This is a genomic window from Pseudomonas sp. W2I6 (assembly GCF_030815935.1).
In the GTDB taxonomy this organism is placed as follows: domain Bacteria; phylum Pseudomonadota; class Gammaproteobacteria; order Pseudomonadales; family Pseudomonadaceae; genus Aquipseudomonas.
In genome coordinates this window covers 1,350,285-1,370,317 of the sequence record NZ_JAUSXJ010000001.1, presented here as the reverse complement: position 1 = coordinate 1,370,317, position 20,033 = coordinate 1,350,285, and the positions used below count along the sequence as shown (strand labels likewise).

Here is a 20,033-nt window from a genome sequence, read left to right as displayed (position 1 = left end):
TTTGGGCGCCACATAGAAACCCGGTTCCTGAGGCTCCAATCGGTTGAGTACCGGTGGGACTGGATTGCCTGAAGGCGCGAACGCAGATTCACGCGGCGCTACGGAGGGGCTGGTTGCCGTTGAATGGGCAGGTTCCGTCGCTCGTCTGGCCACTTGCCGTGCAGCACTTTTGCTCCGATATCTGGCCGTAAACACCGAGGGAATCAGCCGAGCGTTGCAGGGGCAATCACTGCGGCTGTCCAGCGTGCCCGCCATTAGCCTGCCATGGCTGTGCATATGCGAAATGCCACCGACAATCCGATACGTTTTCCCGTCCACTCCACACGTAACCCGGTCACCGGCACAGGCATGAAGCAGGCCCATTATGTTGACTCGGGAATCACCATCCAAAACCTCCCCGCCGCAGATGGTTTTATTGCCTTTACCAATAAAAAAACCTTCGCTCATTGATGTTTCTCCACGCGCTCGATAGCGGGCAGAAAATCCTCGGCCAGCAGCACGCCTTCACGGGCGATGAACACGCAGGCACCTTGGGGCGTATTGATGATTTCGTCGCCATTGCTCAGACGACTGCCGACCAGCGCAAAATGGCTATTGCCTTCCCCTGCCCCCGTAACGATTTGGGCCTTGCTGCCATCGGCATATACGGCGTAATCGCCCTTCTGCGCTGCGCGCACTTGCTGGCCGTTAACCAACTTGAATTCCATGGGGGTAGTCGCTTGTTGAATCACACCGCCGTTACGGGTTTGGCTGCCCTCGGCTGCCACGCGGTAAATAGCAACTGGAGGGTGAGCTTTGATGTAAGCCTGCCGCTGATTAACGACCGCCAAGGCGTCTTCATGGAAGTCGGCAAGCCGTTGCTCGGTAAAGTGCGACTTGTCGAGGATCTGGAGAAATTCTGGGGACACTTCATTGGTATATAGGCGAGGCGCTGCGTGTTCCATTGTGCTGTCCTTTTCTGGCGCCCAAGCAGGCGATTGCGCCTGAATGGCGCGCCAGCGATGCTGCTGGACCGCCCAAAACCTGACAACTGTCCGTTCGGCCAGGTTCTACAAAAAACGAATCGTCAGACGCGCCATCCGGAAAAACCTGTGGGAAAGTCACCTGTCGCCCCGTTTTCTAACGCAATTCTGTCGAATGCTTGGGCGCGCATGAGTTACCCGACGATGCGTCGGCTGGGGGCGCTGGCTTGCTCGCGAAGGCGGTGGCTCAGTGAAGAATTTGCTGACTGACACACCGCCTTCGCGAGCAAGCCCGCTCCCACATTTTCAACCGCGTTTCGGCAGTTTCCAGTTCGGCTGAATGAAGTGACAGGTGTAGCTGGCGGGGATGACCTGGAAGGCGCGCGCCGGATTCAAATCATTTTACCCCTGGCCAGGAATGCCGAGGCTGTTCGCCCCCAGGACTTGGCCCAATTCCTGCGTCCTCCACCCCACCCAGTCGCTACTGACTACGCGGACGACTCTTTTGAGCCCCGCCGCCCAATCCCCGCCCCCGATAATCAAGCATCCCCCTACCACCGCCGAGGCCTTCCCCCATGACGAGCCCATCCACCGACCAGGTCAGCCCCCAAACCCTGCGCAGAGTGATCATCGCCGCCGGTATCGGTAACTTCGTGGAGTGGTTCGACTTCGCCGTCTACGGTTTTCTCGCCACCACCATCGCCCAGCAATTCTTCCCCAGCGGTGACGCCAGCGCGGCGTTGCTGAAGACCTTTGCGGTGTTCGCGGTGGCCTTCGCCTTCCGGCCCCTGGGCGGGATTTTCTTTGGCATGCTCGGCGACCGGATCGGGCGCAAACGCACGCTGGCCATGACGATTTTGCTGATGGCGGGCGCCACCACGCTGATCGGCCTGCTGCCCACCTATGCCGCCATCGGTGTAGCGGCACCGATTCTGTTGTCGTTGATTCGCTGCGCCCAGGGTTTTTCCGCCGGGGGCGAATACGCCGGGGCCTGTGCCTATCTGATGGAGCACGCGCCCAGTGACAAGCGCGCCTGGTATGGCAGTTTTGTGCCGGTGTCGACGTTTTCTGCGTTCGCTGCGGCGGCCGTGGTGGCGTACGCCCTGGAGGCTTCGCTGTCCGCCGAGGCGATGGGCAGCTGGGGCTGGCGCTTGCCGTTCCTGATCGCGGCGCCGCTGGGGCTGGTGGGGCTTTACCTGCGCTGGAAGCTGGATGAGACGCCGGCCTTCCAGGCGGTGAAGCAGGAGCACGCGGTCGCGCACTCTCCCCTCAGGGAAACCTTGCGCAACCATGGTGCGGCGATCTGTTGCCTGGGCGCTTTTGTGTCGCTCACGGCGTTGTCGTTCTATATGTTCACCACCTACTTCGCGACGTATCTGCAGGTGGCGGGTGGCTTGAGTCGGGCGGTGGCGTTGCTGGTGTCGCTGATTGCGCTGATTTTCGCGGCGGCGATCTGCCCGCTGGCAGGGTTGTATTCGGATCGGGTGGGGCGTCGGGTCACGGTGATGACGGCGTGTGTGTTGTTGATTGTGGTGGTGTACCCGTCGTTCCTGATGGCCAGTTCCGGGTCGTTCGCGGCATCGGTGGTAGGGGTGATGTTGCTGGCGGTGGGCGCGGTGCTGTGTGGAGTGGTGACGGCGGCGTTGTTGTCGGAGACCTTTCCGACACGCACTCGGTATACGGCTTCGGCGATTACCTACAACATGGCGTACACGATCTTTGGCGGTACGGCGCCGTTGGTGGCGACGTGGTTGATCAGTACCACCGGCAGCAACCTGTCGCCGGCGTTTTATCTGATTGCGGTGGCGGTGCTGGCGTTGGCGGGCGGGTTGGCGTTGCCGGAGACGTCACGGATTTCGCTGCATGAGGTGGGCGTGGAGGAAAAAGGCGCAGCGCCGGTGTTGTCGCGTTAAAGTCGGCGGGTGTTCAAAAGTGCCGGAGACCTGAGCGATGCGTATTACCTGCCTGCATACCGCCGAGAGCAACATTGCCGTGTTTGACGCTGCCGCAGCAGCGCTGGGGATCGGGTCACGGGTGTTGCACCATGCAGTCCGGGCCGATCTTCTGGCAGCGGTTGAATGCGCGGGTAAGCTGACCGCAGGCATAGCCGAGGAAACGCAGCTGGCGCTGGTTGCCCTGGCTCAGCACTGCGATGCAGTGGTGCTCACCTGTTCGACCCTGGGCCCGGTGGTTGAACTTGCCGGTACTCACACCCCGGTGCCGATTTTGCGGGCAGATGAAGCGCTGGCATTCGCGGCGGTTCAAGCTGGCGGGAAGGTGGTGGTGTTGTGCGCTGTCGAAACCACACTCGAGCCGACTGCTCGCTTGTTTTACCAGATGGCCCAGCACACCGTGGCGTCGGTGGAGGTGCAACTGGTTCCGGGGGCATGGGCGATGTTCAAGGCGGGCGACCTGCACGGTTATCTCGCGACCATCGCCAGGGCTGCGGACCGTGCCTATGGGGATGGCGCGTCTATCGTGGCACTGGGGCAAGCGTCCATGAGCGGCGCCGCTGCGCTGATAACGGCGGGCCCTGCTCCGCTGACCAGCGCATCAGCAGGGCTGAGGGCTGCACTGAGTCGTGCCGAACGCGGGTATGATCCAGGCTAACCCGGCCCGACTGGACCCACGCTGATGCCCGCCTCCCACACCCGGCCTACTCCCGCACCACTCCTCAAGCCCGGCGAAACCGTGGTGCTGTTCGACGGTGTGTGCAAGCTGTGCAACGGCTGGGCGAGGTTCCTGATTCGCCACGACCACGACCGACGTGTGCGGTTGGCGGCCGTTCAGTCGCCCGAAGGTCAGGCGCTACTGGCCTGGGCCGGGTTGCCGCTGGATCAGTTCGACACCCTCGCCGTGATCCGCGACCGGCAGTATTGGGAGCGTTCGGAGGCGGTGTTTGAAATGATTGCGCAACTGCCTGCCCGCTGGCGCCCATTGCTGGTGCTGCGCGCCATCCCGCGCTTCCTTCGGGATTGGGCTTATGATCGCATCGCGCGTAATCGCTATCGGCTCTTCGGGAAATACGACACCTGCCTGTTGCCGGATCCGGATCATGAGCGGCGTTTTTTGAAGGGGCCGCCATGAACACCTGAGTTTGGCTTACTCACCTGGGCAGGCGTGGAGGATAGGTAAAGCACTCACTCCCCGCGTCCAGTGTCGTAGCGTTTGGAATAGGAAGCCCCCATCAGATAGAAGCACCCACCCGCCACGATAAACGCCGCGAGCATATAGAACATGAAATGCGCCGACTGCGTTGCCAGGGCAAACCCGCACAGCACCGGCCCCAGCGCACCGCCGAGGCTGGACAGGTTTTGCGCGCCGTAATACATGCCGCGCAGGTGCTCCGGTGCGATGCGGTCGATAAACATGTACTCGGCCGGGAACACGATGATTTCGCCCACGGTGAATATCGCCACGGCCAACGCCCAATGCAGCACGGTGGTGGACAGCGCAAAACCGACGACGCCCAGCAGAAACAGGCTGAAGCCCGCCGTCAGCCATTGATTCAGATGCTCGTTGGTAATGCGCTTGCCCACGATGTACTGCAGGCAGATCACCACGGTCGCATTGACCGCCACCACCGAACTGATGACCCGGTAGGTAAATTCCGGCGTGCTTGTGGTCACCAGGTATTGCGAGATGTAGCCGGTGAACTGGCCGAACGCCACGGCGCTCAACGCGCCGCCCACCGTGAAGCAGACCAGGCGATAGTCCTTGAGCAGAATGCGCCCCACCGCGACGAACGACACCGGGGCATTGGCCGGGTCGGCGGAGCTGAGGCTCCTGTCGCCCCACACCCAATAGGTGAGGAAGAAGCCCATGCCCAGGATCGCCGACACCAGGAACGGCAGTTTCATATCCATGTGCGCGAGCCCGGCGCCAATGAACGGCCCCACTGCGTAACCAACGTTGATCAGGGTGTAGCGCACCGAAAACACTTTGCCGCGTTCGGCTTCCGGCAGCAGTTTGCCAAACGCGGCCTTGACCACGATATCGATCACTGAATAGGCGAAGTTGAACGACACCAGAAACAGGAAAAACAGCCACAGGTGCGACGTGACGCACATGCCGATGAAGCCGACGGTGAAAAATCCCGTGAAGCTGAGGATCAATCGGTAGCTGGAGATTTTGTCAGTCAGGTAGCCGCCGTAAAGGCTCAGCAACGAACCGACGAGCATTGCACCGCCCACCACCAGGCCGATTTCGCTGATGCCCAACGTGAAGTTGGATGACAGATAAATCACCATATACGGCAGGGTAATGGCGCGCCCCAGGGTCAGGAACAACGCAGACGACAGCAGCAGATTGACCGAAAACGGGTAGTGTCTGAAGGCAGCGAGCATCAGCGTCGGTTCCTGTTATTGGCAGTATCAAAGGCTAAGTAACATATCCTTACACATCCACCTTTGAGCCGGCGTAATTATTTAGCCGCGCCCCCAATCGCCCGCGCCGCCTCAGCCAAACGCTGCGTAGCGACGCGGATTTCCTCCGAATTGAGCGAGGCGAAGCCCAGGCGCAAGGCATTTTCAGGATGATCAAACGGTGAAAACAGGCGACCGCTGCGCACCACCAGGTCCAGCTCCAGCGCTTTTTCGGCCAGTCGGTCGACGTCGATTGAGTCGGCGAACCTTACCCACAGCGCCAGCCCGCCTTCGGGTTCCTGCACAGAGATCTGCTCGCCAAAAGCTTCCAGCAAACAACTGAGCAGGGTCTCCCGACGCCGGCGGTATTCCCTGGAAACCCGCCGCAGGTGCTTCTTCAATTCGCCATCGTTGATCAGGTCCGCGAGCATCCGCTGCATCACGGCATCGCCCTGGCCCAGGCTCACCGCCGCCGTACGCTCGAGCACTTCGATGAGGTTCGACGGGGCAACGATATAGCTGCAACGGAAGGTGCTGCCCAGGGACTTGGACAGCGAGCCGATGTAGATCACATGACGCTGCGCGCTATCACTGGCCAGAGGCAAATAGGGCCGTCCGGCAAAGTGGTATTCGTGGTCGTAGTCTTCCTCGATGATGCAGAAGTCATGCAGCCGGGCCAGTTCCAGGAGCTGCTGGCGACGTCCGGCACGCAGGCTGACGGTGGTAGGAAACTGGTGATGGGGGGTGACGTACATCATCCGTACGTCATGCAGGCGGCACAGCTCGGCGAGTTGGTCGACCCGGCAACCTTCGTCGTCCAGGTCCACGGTGACCAGTTGCGCACCCAACTGGCGAAAAATCTCCCAGGCCGGTGGGTAACTCAGGCGTTCGACCACCACCACATCACCGGGTTTGAGCAACGCGCTGGCGGTCAGGTACAGCGACATCTGCACGCCTTGAGTCAGGCAAATCTGCGGCGCGCCGACCGTCAAGCCGCGATTGTGGCGCAACATTTCGGCCAGGGCGTTGCGCAGGTACTGGCCGCTGCCTTCGCTGCCATGGCGCACGGTGTTGGTGGTAAAGCTGTTGCGCAAGGCATTGCGGTAATAGCGGTGCAGCACGGCTTGCGGCAGCAAGCGATGGTCACAGGCGCCATTGTCAAAAAACAGCGCGCCGGGCCGGTGTTGCAGGGCTGTCACCTGTTCGCCCGGGGTGAAATAGGCCGCCGCAGGCGCCTCCCGCAATGCCGGGGCAAACGACTTCGGGGCGCGGGTGGCCGGCACCGCGCCTGTCGCCAGCTGCGAACTGACGAAGGTGCCGCGACGTTGAATGCTGACCAGCCAGCCCTTGGTCGCCGCCTCCTCGTAGGCAAGGATCACCGTCTTGCGGTTGACGTCCAGCAGTTGCGCCATCTCCCGCGTGCCGGGCAACAGCGCTCCGGGGCGCAGGCGGCCCTCGACAATCGCGCTCACCAGGCCCTCGACGATCTTTCTGTAGGATGCCTGCGGCTGCTCCCCATCGAGTTTGAGCAACGGGCGCCATTTGCGAAGCTGGACCATATGAATTATCCAAAACTGGAGGTTCTCCTGGTCCTAGTCTACCGCAACAATCGAGCCTCAATTGCCCCGAGGTGTTTATGCAAAACCGCCATGTCGTTGAATTGTTGCCCTCGGGCAAATCCTTCGAAGCTGCCGATCAATTGCTGCTCGACGCCATGCTGGCCAGCGGTCTCGCCGTACCCTTTTCCTGCCGGCGCGGCGCCTGCGGATCGTGCAAGGTCAAGGTGGTGTCGGGCCAGCACCGGGAAAAGCTGCGCGCACCCGACACCCCTGCCCCTTCTTATCCGCTCGCGGCTGACGAGATGTTGCTGTGCCAGAGCCATGCCTGCAGCGACATGCGCCTGGAAATCCCCGGCTGGTCACTGGACACGCCCGCGCTGGAAGCCAGCGCACAGGTGATCAGCAAACGCGCGTTGAGCGCCGACATCGTCGAGCTGGTGTTGCTGACTGCCCAGCCACTCGAAGTCCGGGCCGGCCAGTACCTCAGGTTTCGCCTCGACGATGGCGACAGCCGCTGTTTCTCCGTGGCCAATCTGCCCGCGCAGGATCAAGGCCGGTTGGTGTTTCATATTCGCCAGGTCAGCGGTGGCCTGTTTTCCGAACGCATCCTGCCGACCCTGCAAGTGGGCGATGCGGTAAAGCTCGAAGGTCCCGTAGGCGCCTGCACCTGGCAACACGACGATGGGCGCCCTGTTGTGCTGTTCGCCACCGGGACCGGTTATGCCGGCATCAAGCCCTTGTTGCTGACGGCCCTGGCCCGCCAGGCCGAAGTCACCCTGTATTGGGGGAACTCGTCGCCGGCAGACTTCTACGACGCTGAGTTTCTTGAGCGAGCCAGCCAGGCACATCCACGCTTTCACTGGCATCGAGTGCAGTCGGTAGACGCCCGCGTGCAACAGGTTGCGCTGACACAGCCCCACCACTGGGCGGAGAGCCAGATCTATGCCTGCGGCAACAGCAAGATGATCAGCCAAGTCCGCGAAACCTGCCTGGCAGCGGGCGCCCAGGCTCATCGCTTTGTCGCCGAAGCCTTCGTCCCCAGCGGTGCATTGACGCCAGCGGAGTCGCTCAACACGCGGCACCCGGTGCTGGAAAAAGTCGGCCCGCGCTACTCGCTGGACGGCATGCTCGCGGCCCGCGAGCAAACGGTCAGGGCCCTGGCCGCCATCGCCGATCAATTGAAAGTCGGCATGACCACGGCGCAAGCCCTCGCAATGGCCAGTGAGACATTGCAGGCCATGGGCGCGTCTCACACCTGGCATCCCACCTATATCCGCTTTGGCGAAGACACCATCCGCACACCCCGCCAAGGCATCGACCTGCTGCGCAAGCTGCGGCCCACCGACATCGCCGTGGTCGACCTTGGCCCGGTGTGGGATGGCTATGAAGGCGATTATGGCGACACCTTCGTATTCGGCGAGCACCCATTGCATGACGCTTGCACGAAGGCCCTGCATGAAGTGTTCGACGAGACCCGCGATGCCTGGCACCGCGGGCTGACCGGGCGCGAGCTGTACGACTTCGCTGAGGATAGCGCCCTCTCCAAGGGCTGGCGCCTTGAGCGCAACCTGGCCGGACACCGCATCGCCGACTTCCCCCATGCCCTGTTCGGGCAGGACAAGCTGGCTGAAGTCGAGATCGTACCGAGCGAGATGGTCTGGGTGCTGGAGATACAGATCTGCCATCCCACACAACCGGTCGGGGCGTTCTTCGAGGATATTCTGATTGGCGAGGCCAACGGGGGCGTGTAGGGACGGGCCGTACGGTGGACCCGGTGAGTCCAGAGCGGTAACGTTATCCGGGCATTATCACCTCAGCAAAAAGGGAGTTTGCATCATGACCGACGACACAAAAACAAAAGGGCCAGCGTCGTACTTCCCCTCCATCGAAAAAAACTATGGGCAACCCATTAGCCACTGGCTGGATCTGCTCAAGGCCGCCAGTTCCAGGAAGCATATGGAGCTTGTGGCCTTGCTCAAGACTGAACACGGCATGGGCCATGGTCACGCCAATGCGTTGGTTGCGTACTTCTTGGCGGCTGAAAAAGGCAATTGATCCACCTCCCGGCGGGCGGTGAACGTGCCTACCCGCCGGGCGTTGCGGCTGTCTCTTGCAGCGTTCGTTCAAGTCGTCGTAGGTGAGCATTCACAATGAGTTTGTGCGCTGGCCCCACTGGCAGCATGTAGAGGCGCCCATAGGTGTTATGGGTGACAACCGACGAGGTGATCGTGAGTACACGGTCAGCGATTGAAAGGCAGATCATCACATCCAGGTGCCGGTCACGCTCGGTCAGCACCAGCATGTCGGGCGCGCTGCGTTCCACCAGGAAGAAGTCCAGCCGGTCGCCGACCTGCACAGCCTCGCGCAAGGTCCCGGAGAACCCACCGATGCGCTTCACACCAAACAACGAGGAAATGGCATCCCTGATTCGGAAAGCCACCTGCATCAACGGCCCCGGTTCGCCGGTCATGATGTTCCAGGCATCCAGCGCGGTGATTTCAGTAGGCAGCGGGGCTGACCGGGTGTCGTAGTAATCAAGCTCTGACGGTGCACGCAGCGTGTGAACAACATCGGTAGTCGTCAACATTATCTTCCCTGATTGCTCGGTTGGAGCGGCTGACCTACATCAATACGATTCCCGTCCGGGTCTTCGAACACAAACGCCCGCAACCCGTAATCCTGATCCTTGAGGCGCTTGATGATCCTCGCCCCATGCTGCACGCAAGCGGCGTGCAGCCTGTCGACATCGTCCACCATCAGGTGGGCAATCGTGAACGCGGCAGCTGGATGGTTGGGTTGCAAGGTCAAATGCAGCTCGCCCTGGTCGCGCTGCAGAATCATGAAGCCGATCGGGTTTCCATTTTCGAAGGCTTTCGTAAACCCCAGGACCCTGGTGTAAAAATCATGGGCCCTGCCCATGTCCTTTACGGGAAGCGTTACTGCAATTCGTCCGAAACGGACGCCATGATCAACGACTGCGCTCATCGCAGAACCTCAACGTGCAAGCACCATGACACCTGCCAGGCGGTGCTGGTGAGTGTGAAGCGCCTTGCCAAACCTGAAGGAGCAGGACGGTGCCTGCGAGGCAGAGGTTATTTTGCGCAGCTACTGAAGTAAAGAGAGATACGAGGGTCGCTGCCGGGCAATGATCAGCAGGCGGTCGTTCAGCTACGATTGCTCGGAGTCGGAACTGAGCCCAAAACCAGCAGGATTGATCAAGCGAACTGAAAGGGAGCGAAACGCATGCGTTTATTCTCGCCCCCTGCCTCTAACACGGTTTCAGAGATGAAACGCCGGCCCCGCCTCTGCACCTTGTGGAGGCGCTTCAACCTTCACCTTCAGCGCAATCAACAGTGCCGCCAACAGCATCAAGATACCTGCCGCGACAAAGACCCCGCCGATACCACTGAAACTGAACATCGCGCCGCCTGCCGCCGCCCCGGCGGCAATCGCCGACTGCACTGAAGCCACCACCATGCCCCCGGCGCTTTCGGCCTGGTCAGGCACTGCCCGCGCCACCCAGTTCGACCAGGCCACCGGCACCCCGCCAAACGCCAGGCCCCAGAGCATCAACAACCACACCTGGCCGGTCACGGTTGCCGGCAACAGCGCCAGGGCGAGCGCCGCAACGCCCACCAGCGCGGGCATCAGCACCAATGTTCCACGCGGCAGACGCACCAGCAGCCAACCAGCCAGCAGCGTGCCGGCAAAGTTCGCAACGCCAAATCCCAGCAACATCAACGCCAGCCCCTCGGCATCGACGCCTGTGGTGCTTTCCAGGAATGGCCGGATATAAGTGAACAGCGCAAAGTGCCCGGTGTGCACCAGCACGCACCCCAACATGCCCACGGCAATGCCCGGACGCAACAGCACTTCCAGCACCGTCCTCAAGCGGGCGGTCCTGCGGGGTGCGAGCGGCGGCAGGGTGAACAGCTGGAACACCAGGGTCACGCCGCCCACTGCGGCGGCGGCGAGAAACGCGCTGCGCCAGCCGTACAGCCCACCCAAAAAGCTGCCCAGCGGCACCGCCACGACAGTGCCCACCGCGATGCCGCTGAAGATGATCGACAAGGCACGCGGCAGCAGTGCCGCCGGTACAAGACGCATCGCCACCGCCGCCGCCATGCTCCAGAAGCCACCCAGGGCGATGCCCAGCAGGACGCGCATCAGCAGCAACACCGTGAGGCTCGACGAGACCGCCACCAGCAGGTTGGAGCAGATCATCAGTGCGCTGAAGCACAACAGCACCACGCGCCGGTCGATCCCGCGGGTCAGGCCCGGTACCAGCAGCCCGGCGAACAACGCCACCACCGCCGTGACTGTCACCGCCTGCCCTGCCAAGGCTTCCGAGACGCCGAGTTCGGACGCCATCGGCGTCAACAAACTGGCCGGCAGGTACTCCGCCGTGAGTAATCCGAACACGCCCATCGCCAACGAAAACACCGCCATCCAGGCCGGTGTCGCGGGCGCCACATCTGCACCGGTTACGGCGTCACACACACAACTGCTCATCACTGGTCACCCTCCAAAAGTTATCGCGACCGCCAGTCTAGGTACGCAGGGCAGGATGATCTATGATGCAAAATCTTGAATCCTTTACCGAAACCCCGAAAATGATGCCTCCAGAACCGTTCGACGTGTCCTCTGACCTCATCAACGAGCTGTTGCGCGGCATGCGCCTGCGGGGCGTCGAGTACCGCCGTATCCAGGCCGGGCCGGCGTTTGGCCTGGGCTTTGCGGCCAAACCCGGGCATGCGTACTTCCACCTTGTCGCCGCCGGCGGCGTCACCCTGCGTACCGAGGACGGCACGCAGTACGAACTGACGCCGGGCAACGCCGTGTTCATCTCCCACGGGGGCGCCCATCAGTTGCTCTCCAGCCCGGAGGTGCCGGTGCAGGACATCGACAGCTTCAACGCCGCAGCGCTCGGCGATGCGGTGTGTGCCGTGGATGCCCGCGCCGATGCAGGCGTGGCTCAAAGCACCCTGCTCTTCAGCGGCTGCATGGAGTTTGAACTGGGGAGTTTGCACGGCCTTGGCCGCCTGATGCCGGACCTGATGCTGATCGACGCCAAGGGCCAACGTTATCCGGGGCTGATGCCGATCCTGGCGGCCATGGAGCGTGAAGTCAGCAGCGCCCGCATCGGCTTCGCCGGCATTCTGGCGCGCCTGGCGGACGTGGTGGCGGCCATGGTTGTTCGGGGCTGGGTCGAATGTGCCTGCGGGAATGCGTCCGGCCTGGTGGCCGCGCTACGCGACCCGCGCCTGGCCAAGGCCCTGCTGGCGTTGCATCAACAGCCTGGGCGCGACTGGACGGTGGAAGAGCTCGCGGCGCAGTGTCATACCTCGCGCTCGGTGTTCGCCCAACACTTTCAAACCACGATCGGCACGCCACCGTTGCGCTACGCCACCGAACTGCGGATGCGCCTGGCCAGCCAGTGGCTGACGCTGGAGCGGCTGCCCATTGAAACCGTGGCGCAACGCCTTGGCTATAACTCCCAGGCCGCGTTCAGCCGGGCATTCAAGCGCGTCACCGGGCAGCCGCCGGGGGCTAGCCGGCGACAGTCGATCTAATGAAAGGGTAGCGTCAGTCGTCTTGAGTCGCTTGCCGCATCAAGTCGGTGAACAGTTGCAGAACCCGCGCATCATCCACGCCCAACAATCGGTCACCCACATAGCATTCGGTCTTGCACCATCCCGGCACCTCGGTGGGTTGCAGGTGTGTGAACAGCCAACACCCGTGCTGGCGGGCAATCTCATCGCGGGCGTTGAGCAGTGCCGCGCAGTCTGCGTCGAAATACAGGTGAAGCATGTTCACCTGAGGCGTGCGCGGCAGGATGCGAATGCCGGGAATCGCTTGCAGGCAGGTCGCCAGGCGCAGGGCGCGCTGATAGCAGGCCTCCAGCATCCCCAGGCGTTGGTCAAAGCGCATGGCCGTGGAGACCACCATGGGGCTCTGCTTTATCAAGGTGCCGCCCAGCCGTTTACGCCACAGGCGGGCCTGCTGGATAAAGTCGGTGTCGCCCGCCAGCAGCGAGCCGGCGATACCGCCGAGGCCCTTGTAGGCCGAGACGTACACGGAGGAGAAACCTTCAGCGATTTCGGCGTAAGAGCGCTGGTAGTAGGCGCGGGTTTCCCATAGGCGGGCCCCGTCCATATGCAGCGGTGTATTCGAGGCCGCCGCCGTCGCCTTCAAGGCCTCCAGTTCATGCCATTCAGGCAGTTGCCCACCGATCTCCCGGGCAGGCAGCTCCACCACCAGGCAGCTCAGTGGCTCGGCAATCGCTGCGAGGTCGTCGGCCAGGATCGGTCGCAAGCGGTGGCCCACCATCACCCCATGCAAGTGCAGCAAGGCCTGGAACGCCTGCTCTTCGTGCAGCTGCAAATGCGAGGACGCATGTATCCCGAAGCGCGGCAGCCGGCGTCGCTCACTCCAGATATTGAGCGCAATCAATTGCGCCATCACGCCACTGGGCATGAACACTGCCGCGGGCTTGCCCAACAATTCGGCAACCTTGGCTTCAAAGCCTTCGATCAAGGCACCGCTGCCATAGTTGTCATGGGACACATGGTTGGCCTGTGCCCAGTCCGCCATTTCCTGGAACCACTGGGCCGGCGTGGGCTCTGCAAACCCATTGATCTCTTCAGTGCAGGCCGCCTTGAGTAGGCGGCGTTCTTCATCAATGTCTGGTGTCACGGTTGAGCGCCTGTGCAGGGAGGAAGTACGTCCAGGAATGGCCGGCCTGGTGAACGTATCAGTCCTTGACGAGGCTGGCCATGCGCAGCCTTAAAAGATCATGCCCACTCACCACCACAATCCCCACCAGCACCAGCACCGAGCCCACGATGAACGATGACTGCAGCGTCTCGTCCGGCAACCACACCAGCAGGCTCAGGAACGAGAACACCACCGTCTGGAAGGCCAGGCTGGCGACGGTAATGGCCGAGAAATGCACCCGGATTTGCCCGGTCGCACACGCCAGCGCAGCCAGGATCACAAATGCCCCGGCAAAAGGACCATTGACGCGGGCTTTTATGACAAAAAATTCATACAGCTAAACTGTACAGTTTTTCTGCACGCATGCTAACGTCCGGGCATGAACAAACCTTCCATCACCTCCGAAACCCAATCCGCCGCCCTGGCTGCCGAGCTGCGCATCTCCCTGGGCAAGCTGATACGCCGGCTGCGGGAACAAACCCATCCGAACGATTTCACTTCCGCCCAGAAGTCGGTGCTGCTGCGCCTGGACCGAGACGGGCCCAGCACCGTCTCGGCCCTGGCCCGGGCGGAGAGCGTGCGGCCGCAGTCCATGCGCATCACCGTGGCCGGGCTGGAAACGATGAAAGCGATCAGGGGCAAACCCGACCCCAGCGATGGGCGCCAAACCCTGATCGAGCTGACTCCCGGCTTTCGTAAGCACCTGATCGCCAGCCGGGCGGCCAAGGACGATTGGCTGCTGCGGGCGCTGCAGGAGCAACTGTCTGCCGAAGAACAAGCTGAACTCGCGGCAGCGGTAAAGCTGCTGGAGCGCCTCGCCGACTTTTGAGCCACTTCTATCCGTTCGAGGACCTCCCATGGCCGTCACCTTGCTGGATCCCAACACCGCGCTGATCATCGTGGACTTGCAAAAAGGCATCGCCGAATACCCGTTCATCCACCCCATCGGCGCCGTGGTGGAACGCTCCCGTGCACTGCTCGACGCGTTCCGCGAGCGCGGCATGCCGGTGGTGCTGGTCAACGTCACAGGCTTCGCCCCCGGGCGCACCGAGCGGCCACGGCGCAGCGATGTATTTCCACCGGGATGGGCCGACCTGCTGCCCGAACTCGATCAGCAACCCGGCGACATTGGGGTGACCAAACGCACCTGGGGTGCCTTCGCCAGCACTGATCTTGAGGCGCAACTCAAAGCACTCGGCGTGACTCAAGTAGTGATCACCGGCGTTGCTACCGGAACCGGCGTGGAGTCCACCGCGCGCCAGGCCTACGAGGCCGGCTTCAACGTGACCCTGGCCGTCGATGCCATGACCGACGCGAACGCCGAGGCCCATCACTACAGCCTGAACCAGATATTCCCGAAGCTGGGGGAAACCGGCACGGCGCAAGAGATCATCGGCTTGCTTGCAACAAGGGGTGCGTGACGATGCAATGGCATGAGCTGGTGTCTTATTTCTTCGGCGGCGTATTGCTCGCCAACGCGCTGCCCCATTGCCTCAGTGGCTTGATGGGCCAGTCCTTCCAGACGCCGTTTGCCAAGCCGCGCGGCCAGGGGCGGTCCTCCTCGACGCTGAATGTGCTCTGGGGTTTTCTCAACCTGGTGATCGGCTACGTGCTGGTCTGCCGGGTTGGGGACTTCGACCTCAAAAACACCGCTGATGTGCTCGCCCTCGGGCTCGGGGCCTTGGCCCTGAGTGTATTCCTGGCGCAGCATTTCGGGCGCTTCAACGGTGGTCATTCCTCAGGGCCGGTGTGAGTTCGATGGGCATTTTCCGCTCGCTGCGCAGCGTCAACTACCGCATTTGGGCCGCCGGCGCCCTGGTGTCGAATATCGGCACCTGGATGCAACGCACGGCCCAGGACTGGCTGGTGCTGACCCAGCTCACGCCGCATAACGCGTCGGCCGTCGGCATCGTCATGGCGTTGCAGTTCGGGCCGCAATTGCTGTTGCTGCCCTGGACCGGCTTCGCCGCCGATCACTACGACAAGCGCAAGCTGCTGATGGTCACCCAGGGCGTGATGGGCGTGCTGGCGCTGATGCTGGGGGTGTTTACCCTGACCGGCATCGTGCAGCTGTGGCACGTGTATGTGTTCGCGTTTTTGTCCGGCTGCGCGTCGGCCTTCGATGCACCGGTGCGGCAGATATTCGTGGCGGAGCTGGTGGGCGAAGCGGACCTGTCCAATGCCATCGCGCTCAATTCCACCTCGTTCAACATGGCGCGCATGATTGGCCCGGCGGTGGCCGGCGTGACCATCGCGTCGGTGGGCACCGGCTGGGCGTTCCTGCTCAATGGCGCGAGTTTTTTCGCGGTGCTGGCCTCGCTGTTTCTGCTGCGGGTTTCCGGCCTGCACACCAGCCTGCGGGCGCTGCGCACCAAGGGCAGCCTGACTGAAGGCCTGCGCTATGTGTGGGCGCGGCCGGACCTGATGGCGATCCTGATCATGCTGTTCTTGATCGGCACCTTCGGCATGAATTTTCCGATCTTCATCTCGACCATGGCCGTCACCGTGTTCCACGCCGATGCCCGCGGCTATGGCCTGCTGACGTCGACCCTGGCCATCGGCACCGTTGCCGGGGCGCTGCTCGCAGCCGGTCGCGAGCGGCCACACTTCAAGGCGTTGTTGATCGGCGCGCTGGTGTTCGGGGTGGGCTGCACGCTGGCGGCGATTGCCCCGAACTATTGGTTGTTCGCCGGGGCGCTGGTGATCATCGGCGTGGGCGCGCTGACCTTCAGCAACACCACCAACAGCCTGATGCAACTCACCACCGAACCTTCCATGCGCGGGCGGGTAATCGCCCTGCGGGTGGGCGTGGCCCTGGGCGGCACACCGATTGGCGCACCGATTGTGGGCTGGGTGGCCGACCATCTTGGCCCGCGCTGGGCGTTGGCGGTCGGCGCGGCCTCGGGCATCCTGGCGGCCGGCGTAGCGGTGTACACCATGACGCGCAAGCTGGATCGGCCTAAAAATATCTGATGGGCAACACAGCTCCCACAGTTGATCTTCGCAGGCTCGCACAGTTGATCGTTCCCACGCTCTGCGTGGGAATACATCCTGTGACGCTCCGCGTCACCCCTGCGCAGGACTTGAACCTTGCATCGTCAGCTGGACGCAGAGCGTCCGAGGCGGCATTCCCACGCAGAGCGTGGGAACGATCAATATCTGAAGGGCAACACGATCCAGTGTAGGAGCTGTCGAGCTTCAGCGAGGCTGCGAAGAGGTCCTGTCAGGCAATAAAGATGTCGCCTGCCAGTCCGCCATCGCAGCCTCGCTAAAGCTCGACAGCTCCTACAGTGGATCTCTCGCGTATCATCACCCTCCTCGCTCCTCAAGGAATCCCCATGTCTTCAAGCAAACGCGACAGCGCACGCATCGAACGTCGCCTGGTCGCGACCCTGACCTATGCCTGTGAGATCGCGAAAGCCGAAATCACCGGCTTCGACTGGCTGACCCACGAAGTCGACTACCAGGCCTTTGCCCAAAGCCTGCTGGTCATCTGGGTATTCGATACCAGGGCGAACCGGGAACTGGCCCTTTCTACCGGACTGGACCTGCGCATGCGCGAGCTGACGGCCACCGCGCTGGAGGATGCCGGGGTGGATCGCCCTTCTTCGGACCGCTACGTGCGCTTCGACTCCGAGGAAGAATGCCACCTGCAGCATGGCGGCAATTGGCGCCTGCGCCTGCTCAAACTGTATGCGGTAAAGGGGTAAAGCCTTGGCTAAAGATATCGAGAACCCGTGCGTCTCAACCTGCCAGCTCAGTGGTGAGCTGTGCGTGAGTTGTGGACGCACCAAGGACGATATTCGCAAATGGAAAAAGATGAAGCGGCCAGAGAAGATGGCCGCTGTGCAGCGCGCAACGTTGCGCTTGAAGACGTTGAAAAAGGGCAAGTGACGCACCCGGTTTCAGGCCGTCAAGTACGCCCGACTGACCCCGTCACCGGCAAATTCCCGAGCAACTTGAGCCCGGTGGTTTTCACAAACGTCGCGTAGTCCATCGGCTTCTCGATACGGGTTTCAGCGTTGGGCAGTACATACGCCCAGGCGCGCTTGGACGACACGTCGTAAACCAGCTTGAACAGGCGAGTCGGCACCCAGACCTTGTTGTCGCCAATGGTGCTGTAGCCCGGGTCAAACAACGGGCCGGTGAACACGAACACGTTGCCGTCGGCGCGCTTGGCAAACTTGCGCACGTCCGCCTCGACCTTGCTCCAGATCTTGCGGTTGTTGGTCGGGTCTTGCGGGACCATGTTCGACAGCGCAAAGGACTGGGCCATGGCGTTGGTGCTCGGCGCATCCGCCGCCGGGGATTGATGGCCACGGTCCACGGCCGGGTGTTGGCCACGGTAGTCGCTCAACTCGGCGCGCGCGCCTTTGGGAATACGCGGGTCGGGGTAGAACTGGTTGGTGCGTTCTTCGCCTTTGGCATCCTTCAACTGGCCGGCATTCAGGCGTTCGACCACCACCAGCGGGGTCTTGCTGGTTTGCGAGTACAGCACCGCGAAATTATCGGAACACAGCGCCAGGGGTTTCATGGTGGCCGGCACGGTGGCCGTGTTGATCGGTTGTGCGGCCGGGAACAGGTCGGCGCAACTGTCGAACGATGGCTTTTTCTGTTGGCTTGAATACAGATCCAGGGCCGCGCCCTGGCTGATGGAGCCCGAGCGGGAGGTATGGGATTGAGGCGGTGTGATGAGGTCCAGCAGGCCACGGGCTTGCGCCCCGGTGGAGAGCAAAACAAGGGCCGACAGCCCAACTGCAATTTTGCGTAGGTGCATGGGTTAAATCTTCAAAGTTCGATTGCGGGGCTTATGGACCCATGGATGTGACTTTAGTGCGAAGCAGCGCTGCAAAATACCCTGAACACGGTTTACGTAAGTGACTGATAGGTTTGAAGATAAGCTCGCAGCATGCGGGTCACCTGCTGTTCCAGGCCGGCTTCAAAGGCCGCAGATGCATTGCCTTCAAGCAACGCCCGAACCGGTCCCACCACCGCGCTGAGCGAGATGGCGGCGGTAAGGGATGGGTCTTCAAAACGCGCATCCGACGCCGTCGCCAACATCGCTGCAATCGCGGCCACCACCCGCTTGTTGATCCGCGCCACAAGCTCCGCACCGCCCCGCTCACCTGCGATGGCATACAGGGCTTTGGACGCCGTCGGGTCCATCAGCTTCACGGCGAGAAAAGCCGTGACAAACCCCGATGCCATTTCCGCCACCGTGGTGCCCTGGTGTTGATCGCACGCCTGCTCGACGGTCTCGGCCACCTGCACCAGATGCTTCTCCAATACCGCAGCAAGCAGTGCATCGCGGTTCGGATAGTACTGATAGAGACTGCCCACCGACATGCCCGCCCGCTCGGCCACGCGGGTCGTGGTGCAGCGGACCAGGCCCTGAGCGGTCAAAACCTGAAGGGTTGCCGTGTGCAGCGCTTCCACCGTCGCCGCCGACCGGGCCTGGACCGCTGATTTTCTTGGCTTTAACGACGCTTTGAGAGGGCTCATGGAATGCGAATTCTAAACCTGAAGGATCCTTCATATTATAGGCTTCCTCCCGTCAAGCAAGAGCTCCGACCATGACCACCAGCACATTCAATCTCGGCGATCGCACCGTCAACCGCATTGGCTACGGCGCCATGCAACTGGCCGGCCCAGGCGTGTTTGGCCCGCCCAAGGACCGTGATGCAGCGCTGGCCGTACTGCGCGAGGCCGTCGCTTGCGGCGTGAACCATATCGACACCAGCGACTTCTACGGGCCGCATGTCACCAATCAGATTATTCGTGAGGCACTGCACCCGTATAAAGACGATCTCACGATCGTCACCAAGGTAGGCGCCCGCCGTGGCGACGATGGCGCCTGGTTCAACGCTTCGTCGAAGGCCGAGCTGACCCAGGCCGTGCACGACAACCTGCGCAACCTGGGCCTGGATGTGCTGGACGTGGTGAATGTGCGGGCCATGCACGGCGTGATGGGCACTGCCGAAGGCTCGATCGAGGAACCCCTGAGTGCCATTGCCGAGCTGCAACAACAGGGCCTGATACGCCATATCGGCATCAGCAACGTTACCCCGACGCAGGTCGCCGAGGCGCGAAAAATCGTGCGCTTCGTGTGCGTCCAGAACCTGTACAACATCGCCCACCAGCACGATAACGCGATGCTCGACGAATTGGCCCGGGACGGCATTGCCTATGTGCCATTCTTCCCGCTGGGCGGGTTCTCGCCAGTGCAGTCAGCGGTGTTGTCGAACGTCGCACAGCGCCTCGGCGTCACCCCGATGCAACTGGCCCTGGCATGGCTGCTGCGCCGTTCCCCGAATATCCTGCTGATCCCGGGAACGTCCTCGGTCACCCATCTACGGGAAAACATCGCGGTGGGCGAGCTGGATCTTTCGGACGAGGTACTCGCAGAGCTGAACACCCTCGCAGGCTGACCC

Annotated in this window: 23 protein-coding genes and 1 pseudogene; 13 read left to right on the top strand and 11 right to left on the bottom strand. The window is 62.1% G+C overall.

Annotated elements, in window-relative coordinates; all coding sequences use genetic code 11:
* Positions 1–303: 303 nt before the first annotated feature.
* Positions 304–363, bottom strand: a pseudogene (locus tag QF039_RS06520) (hypothetical protein); the annotation flags it as partial.
* Between the two features lie 80 nt (positions 364–443).
* The gene (locus tag QF039_RS06515) at positions 444–944 is read right to left on the bottom strand and encodes a hypothetical protein (protein ID WP_307517176.1); all 501 of its coding nucleotides are present in this window, start codon (positions 942–944) and stop codon (positions 444–446) included.
* Positions 945–1,537: 593 nt separating this feature from the next.
* On the opposite strand from QF039_RS06515, the gene QF039_RS06510 reads away from it, so the two are divergent.
* Genes QF039_RS06510 through QF039_RS06500 form a run of 3 tightly spaced genes read left to right on the top strand, consistent with a single transcriptional unit; the run spans position 1,538 to position 4,049 of the window.
* Positions 1,538–2,875 carry an MFS transporter gene (locus QF039_RS06510; RefSeq protein ID WP_008438844.1) on the top strand — a complete coding sequence of 446 codons (1,338 nt, stop codon included), beginning with the start codon at positions 1,538–1,540 and terminating at the stop codon, positions 2,873–2,875.
* A 37-nt stretch (positions 2,876–2,912) separates the two neighbouring features.
* The gene (locus QF039_RS06505) at positions 2,913–3,572 is read left to right on the top strand and encodes an aspartate/glutamate racemase family protein (RefSeq protein ID WP_307517175.1); all 660 of its coding nucleotides are present in this window, start codon (positions 2,913–2,915) and stop codon (positions 3,570–3,572) included.
* Positions 3,573–3,596: 24 nt separating this feature from the next.
* Positions 3,597–4,049, top strand: a complete 453-nt coding sequence (locus QF039_RS06500) for a thiol-disulfide oxidoreductase DCC family protein (RefSeq protein ID WP_307517174.1) — start codon at positions 3,597–3,599, stop codon at positions 4,047–4,049.
* Positions 4,050–4,102: 53 nt separating this feature from the next.
* Here the strand turns inward: QF039_RS06500 and QF039_RS06495 are convergent, their stop codons facing one another.
* The gene (locus QF039_RS06495) at positions 4,103–5,308 is read right to left on the bottom strand and encodes an MFS transporter (protein ID WP_219406803.1); all 1,206 of its coding nucleotides are present in this window, start codon (positions 5,306–5,308) and stop codon (positions 4,103–4,105) included.
* A 77-nt stretch (positions 5,309–5,385) separates the two neighbouring features.
* Positions 5,386–6,885 (bottom strand): PLP-dependent aminotransferase family protein, encoded by a 1,500-nt coding sequence (locus QF039_RS06490; protein ID WP_307517173.1) that lies wholly within the window; start codon positions 6,883–6,885, stop codon positions 5,386–5,388.
* Between the two features lie 77 nt (positions 6,886–6,962).
* On the opposite strand from QF039_RS06490, the gene QF039_RS06485 reads away from it, so the two are divergent.
* Both QF039_RS06485 and QF039_RS06480 read left to right on the top strand, forming a co-directional pair.
* Positions 6,963–8,636, top strand: a complete 1,674-nt coding sequence (locus tag QF039_RS06485; protein ID WP_307517172.1) for a M24 family metallopeptidase — start codon at positions 6,963–6,965, stop codon at positions 8,634–8,636.
* 85 nt (positions 8,637–8,721) lie between these two features.
* Positions 8,722–8,940, top strand: a complete 219-nt coding sequence (locus QF039_RS06480) for a DUF4287 domain-containing protein (RefSeq protein ID WP_003214516.1) — start codon at positions 8,722–8,724, stop codon at positions 8,938–8,940.
* A 28-nt stretch (positions 8,941–8,968) separates the two neighbouring features.
* Here the strand turns inward: QF039_RS06480 and QF039_RS06475 are convergent, their stop codons facing one another.
* The 3 genes from QF039_RS06475 to QF039_RS06465 all read right to left on the bottom strand — a co-directional run bounded on the left by QF039_RS06475 (position 8,969) and on the right by QF039_RS06465 (position 11,397).
* Positions 8,969–9,472: a DUF2867 domain-containing protein gene (locus tag QF039_RS06475; RefSeq protein WP_102368493.1), complete on the bottom strand. Its 504-nt coding sequence runs from the start codon at positions 9,470–9,472 to the stop codon at positions 8,969–8,971.
* Entirely contained in the window at positions 9,472–9,870 is a 399-nt protein-coding gene (locus QF039_RS06470) for a glyoxalase/bleomycin resistance/extradiol dioxygenase family protein (protein ID WP_087693746.1), read from the bottom strand. The genes QF039_RS06475 and QF039_RS06470 overlap by 1 nt, the downstream gene beginning before the upstream one ends.
* Positions 9,871–10,164: 294 nt before the next feature.
* Complete coding sequence (locus QF039_RS06465) at positions 10,165–11,397, bottom strand: MFS transporter (protein ID WP_307517171.1); 1,233 nt, start codon at positions 11,395–11,397, stop codon at positions 10,165–10,167.
* Positions 11,398–11,462: 65 nt separating this feature from the next.
* On the opposite strand from QF039_RS06465, the gene QF039_RS06460 reads away from it, so the two are divergent.
* Positions 11,463–12,458, top strand: a complete 996-nt coding sequence (locus QF039_RS06460; RefSeq protein WP_307522909.1) for an AraC family transcriptional regulator — start codon at positions 11,463–11,465, stop codon at positions 12,456–12,458.
* A gap of 13 nt (positions 12,459–12,471) precedes the next feature.
* On the opposite strand, the gene QF039_RS06455 is transcribed toward QF039_RS06460, so the two are convergent.
* Entirely contained in the window at positions 12,472–13,581 is a 1,110-nt protein-coding gene (locus QF039_RS06455; protein ID WP_307517170.1) for a low specificity L-threonine aldolase, read from the bottom strand.
* A gap of 58 nt (positions 13,582–13,639) precedes the next feature.
* Entirely contained in the window at positions 13,640–13,882 is a 243-nt protein-coding gene (locus QF039_RS06450; RefSeq protein WP_177021312.1) for a hypothetical protein, read from the bottom strand.
* A gap of 99 nt (positions 13,883–13,981) precedes the next feature.
* Here QF039_RS06450 and QF039_RS06445 point away from each other — a divergent pair, with 99 nt between their 5' ends.
* The 6 genes from QF039_RS06445 (at position 13,982) to QF039_RS06420 (ending at position 17,496) form a co-directional block, all read left to right on the top strand.
* Entirely contained in the window at positions 13,982–14,431 is a 450-nt protein-coding gene (locus QF039_RS06445; protein WP_003214523.1) for a MarR family winged helix-turn-helix transcriptional regulator, read from the top strand.
* Between the two features lie 28 nt (positions 14,432–14,459).
* Complete coding sequence (locus QF039_RS06440) at positions 14,460–15,023, top strand: isochorismatase family protein (protein WP_307517169.1); 564 nt, start codon at positions 14,460–14,462, stop codon at positions 15,021–15,023.
* 2 nt (positions 15,024–15,025) lie between these two features.
* Positions 15,026–15,355 (top strand): hypothetical protein, encoded by a 330-nt coding sequence (locus QF039_RS06435; protein WP_008438861.1) that lies wholly within the window; start codon positions 15,026–15,028, stop codon positions 15,353–15,355.
* A 5-nt stretch (positions 15,356–15,360) separates the two neighbouring features.
* A complete protein-coding gene (locus QF039_RS06430) occupies positions 15,361–16,575 on the top strand; it encodes an MFS transporter (protein ID WP_008438863.1) in 1,215 nt (404 codons plus the stop codon).
* Positions 16,576–16,940: 365 nt separating this feature from the next.
* Complete coding sequence (locus tag QF039_RS06425) at positions 16,941–17,312, top strand: hypothetical protein (protein ID WP_177117524.1); 372 nt, start codon at positions 16,941–16,943, stop codon at positions 17,310–17,312.
* Between the two features lie 4 nt (positions 17,313–17,316).
* Positions 17,317–17,496: a DUF1289 domain-containing protein gene (locus QF039_RS06420; protein WP_003207939.1), complete on the top strand. Its 180-nt coding sequence runs from the start codon at positions 17,317–17,319 to the stop codon at positions 17,494–17,496.
* A 19-nt stretch (positions 17,497–17,515) separates the two neighbouring features.
* On the opposite strand, the gene QF039_RS06415 is transcribed toward QF039_RS06420, so the two are convergent.
* Entirely contained in the window at positions 17,516–18,379 is an 864-nt protein-coding gene (locus QF039_RS06415; RefSeq protein WP_008433300.1) for a DNA/RNA non-specific endonuclease, read from the bottom strand.
* 92 nt (positions 18,380–18,471) lie between these two features.
* A complete protein-coding gene (locus tag QF039_RS06410) occupies positions 18,472–19,104 on the bottom strand; it encodes a TetR/AcrR family transcriptional regulator (RefSeq protein WP_023659027.1) in 633 nt (210 codons plus the stop codon).
* Positions 19,105–19,175: 71 nt separating this feature from the next.
* Between QF039_RS06410 and QF039_RS06405 the strand changes: the two genes are divergently transcribed.
* Positions 19,176–20,030, top strand: coding sequence for an aldo/keto reductase family oxidoreductase (locus QF039_RS06405; RefSeq protein WP_008433296.1), 855 nt, complete (start codon positions 19,176–19,178; stop codon positions 20,028–20,030).
* Positions 20,031–20,033 lie beyond the last annotated feature (3 nt).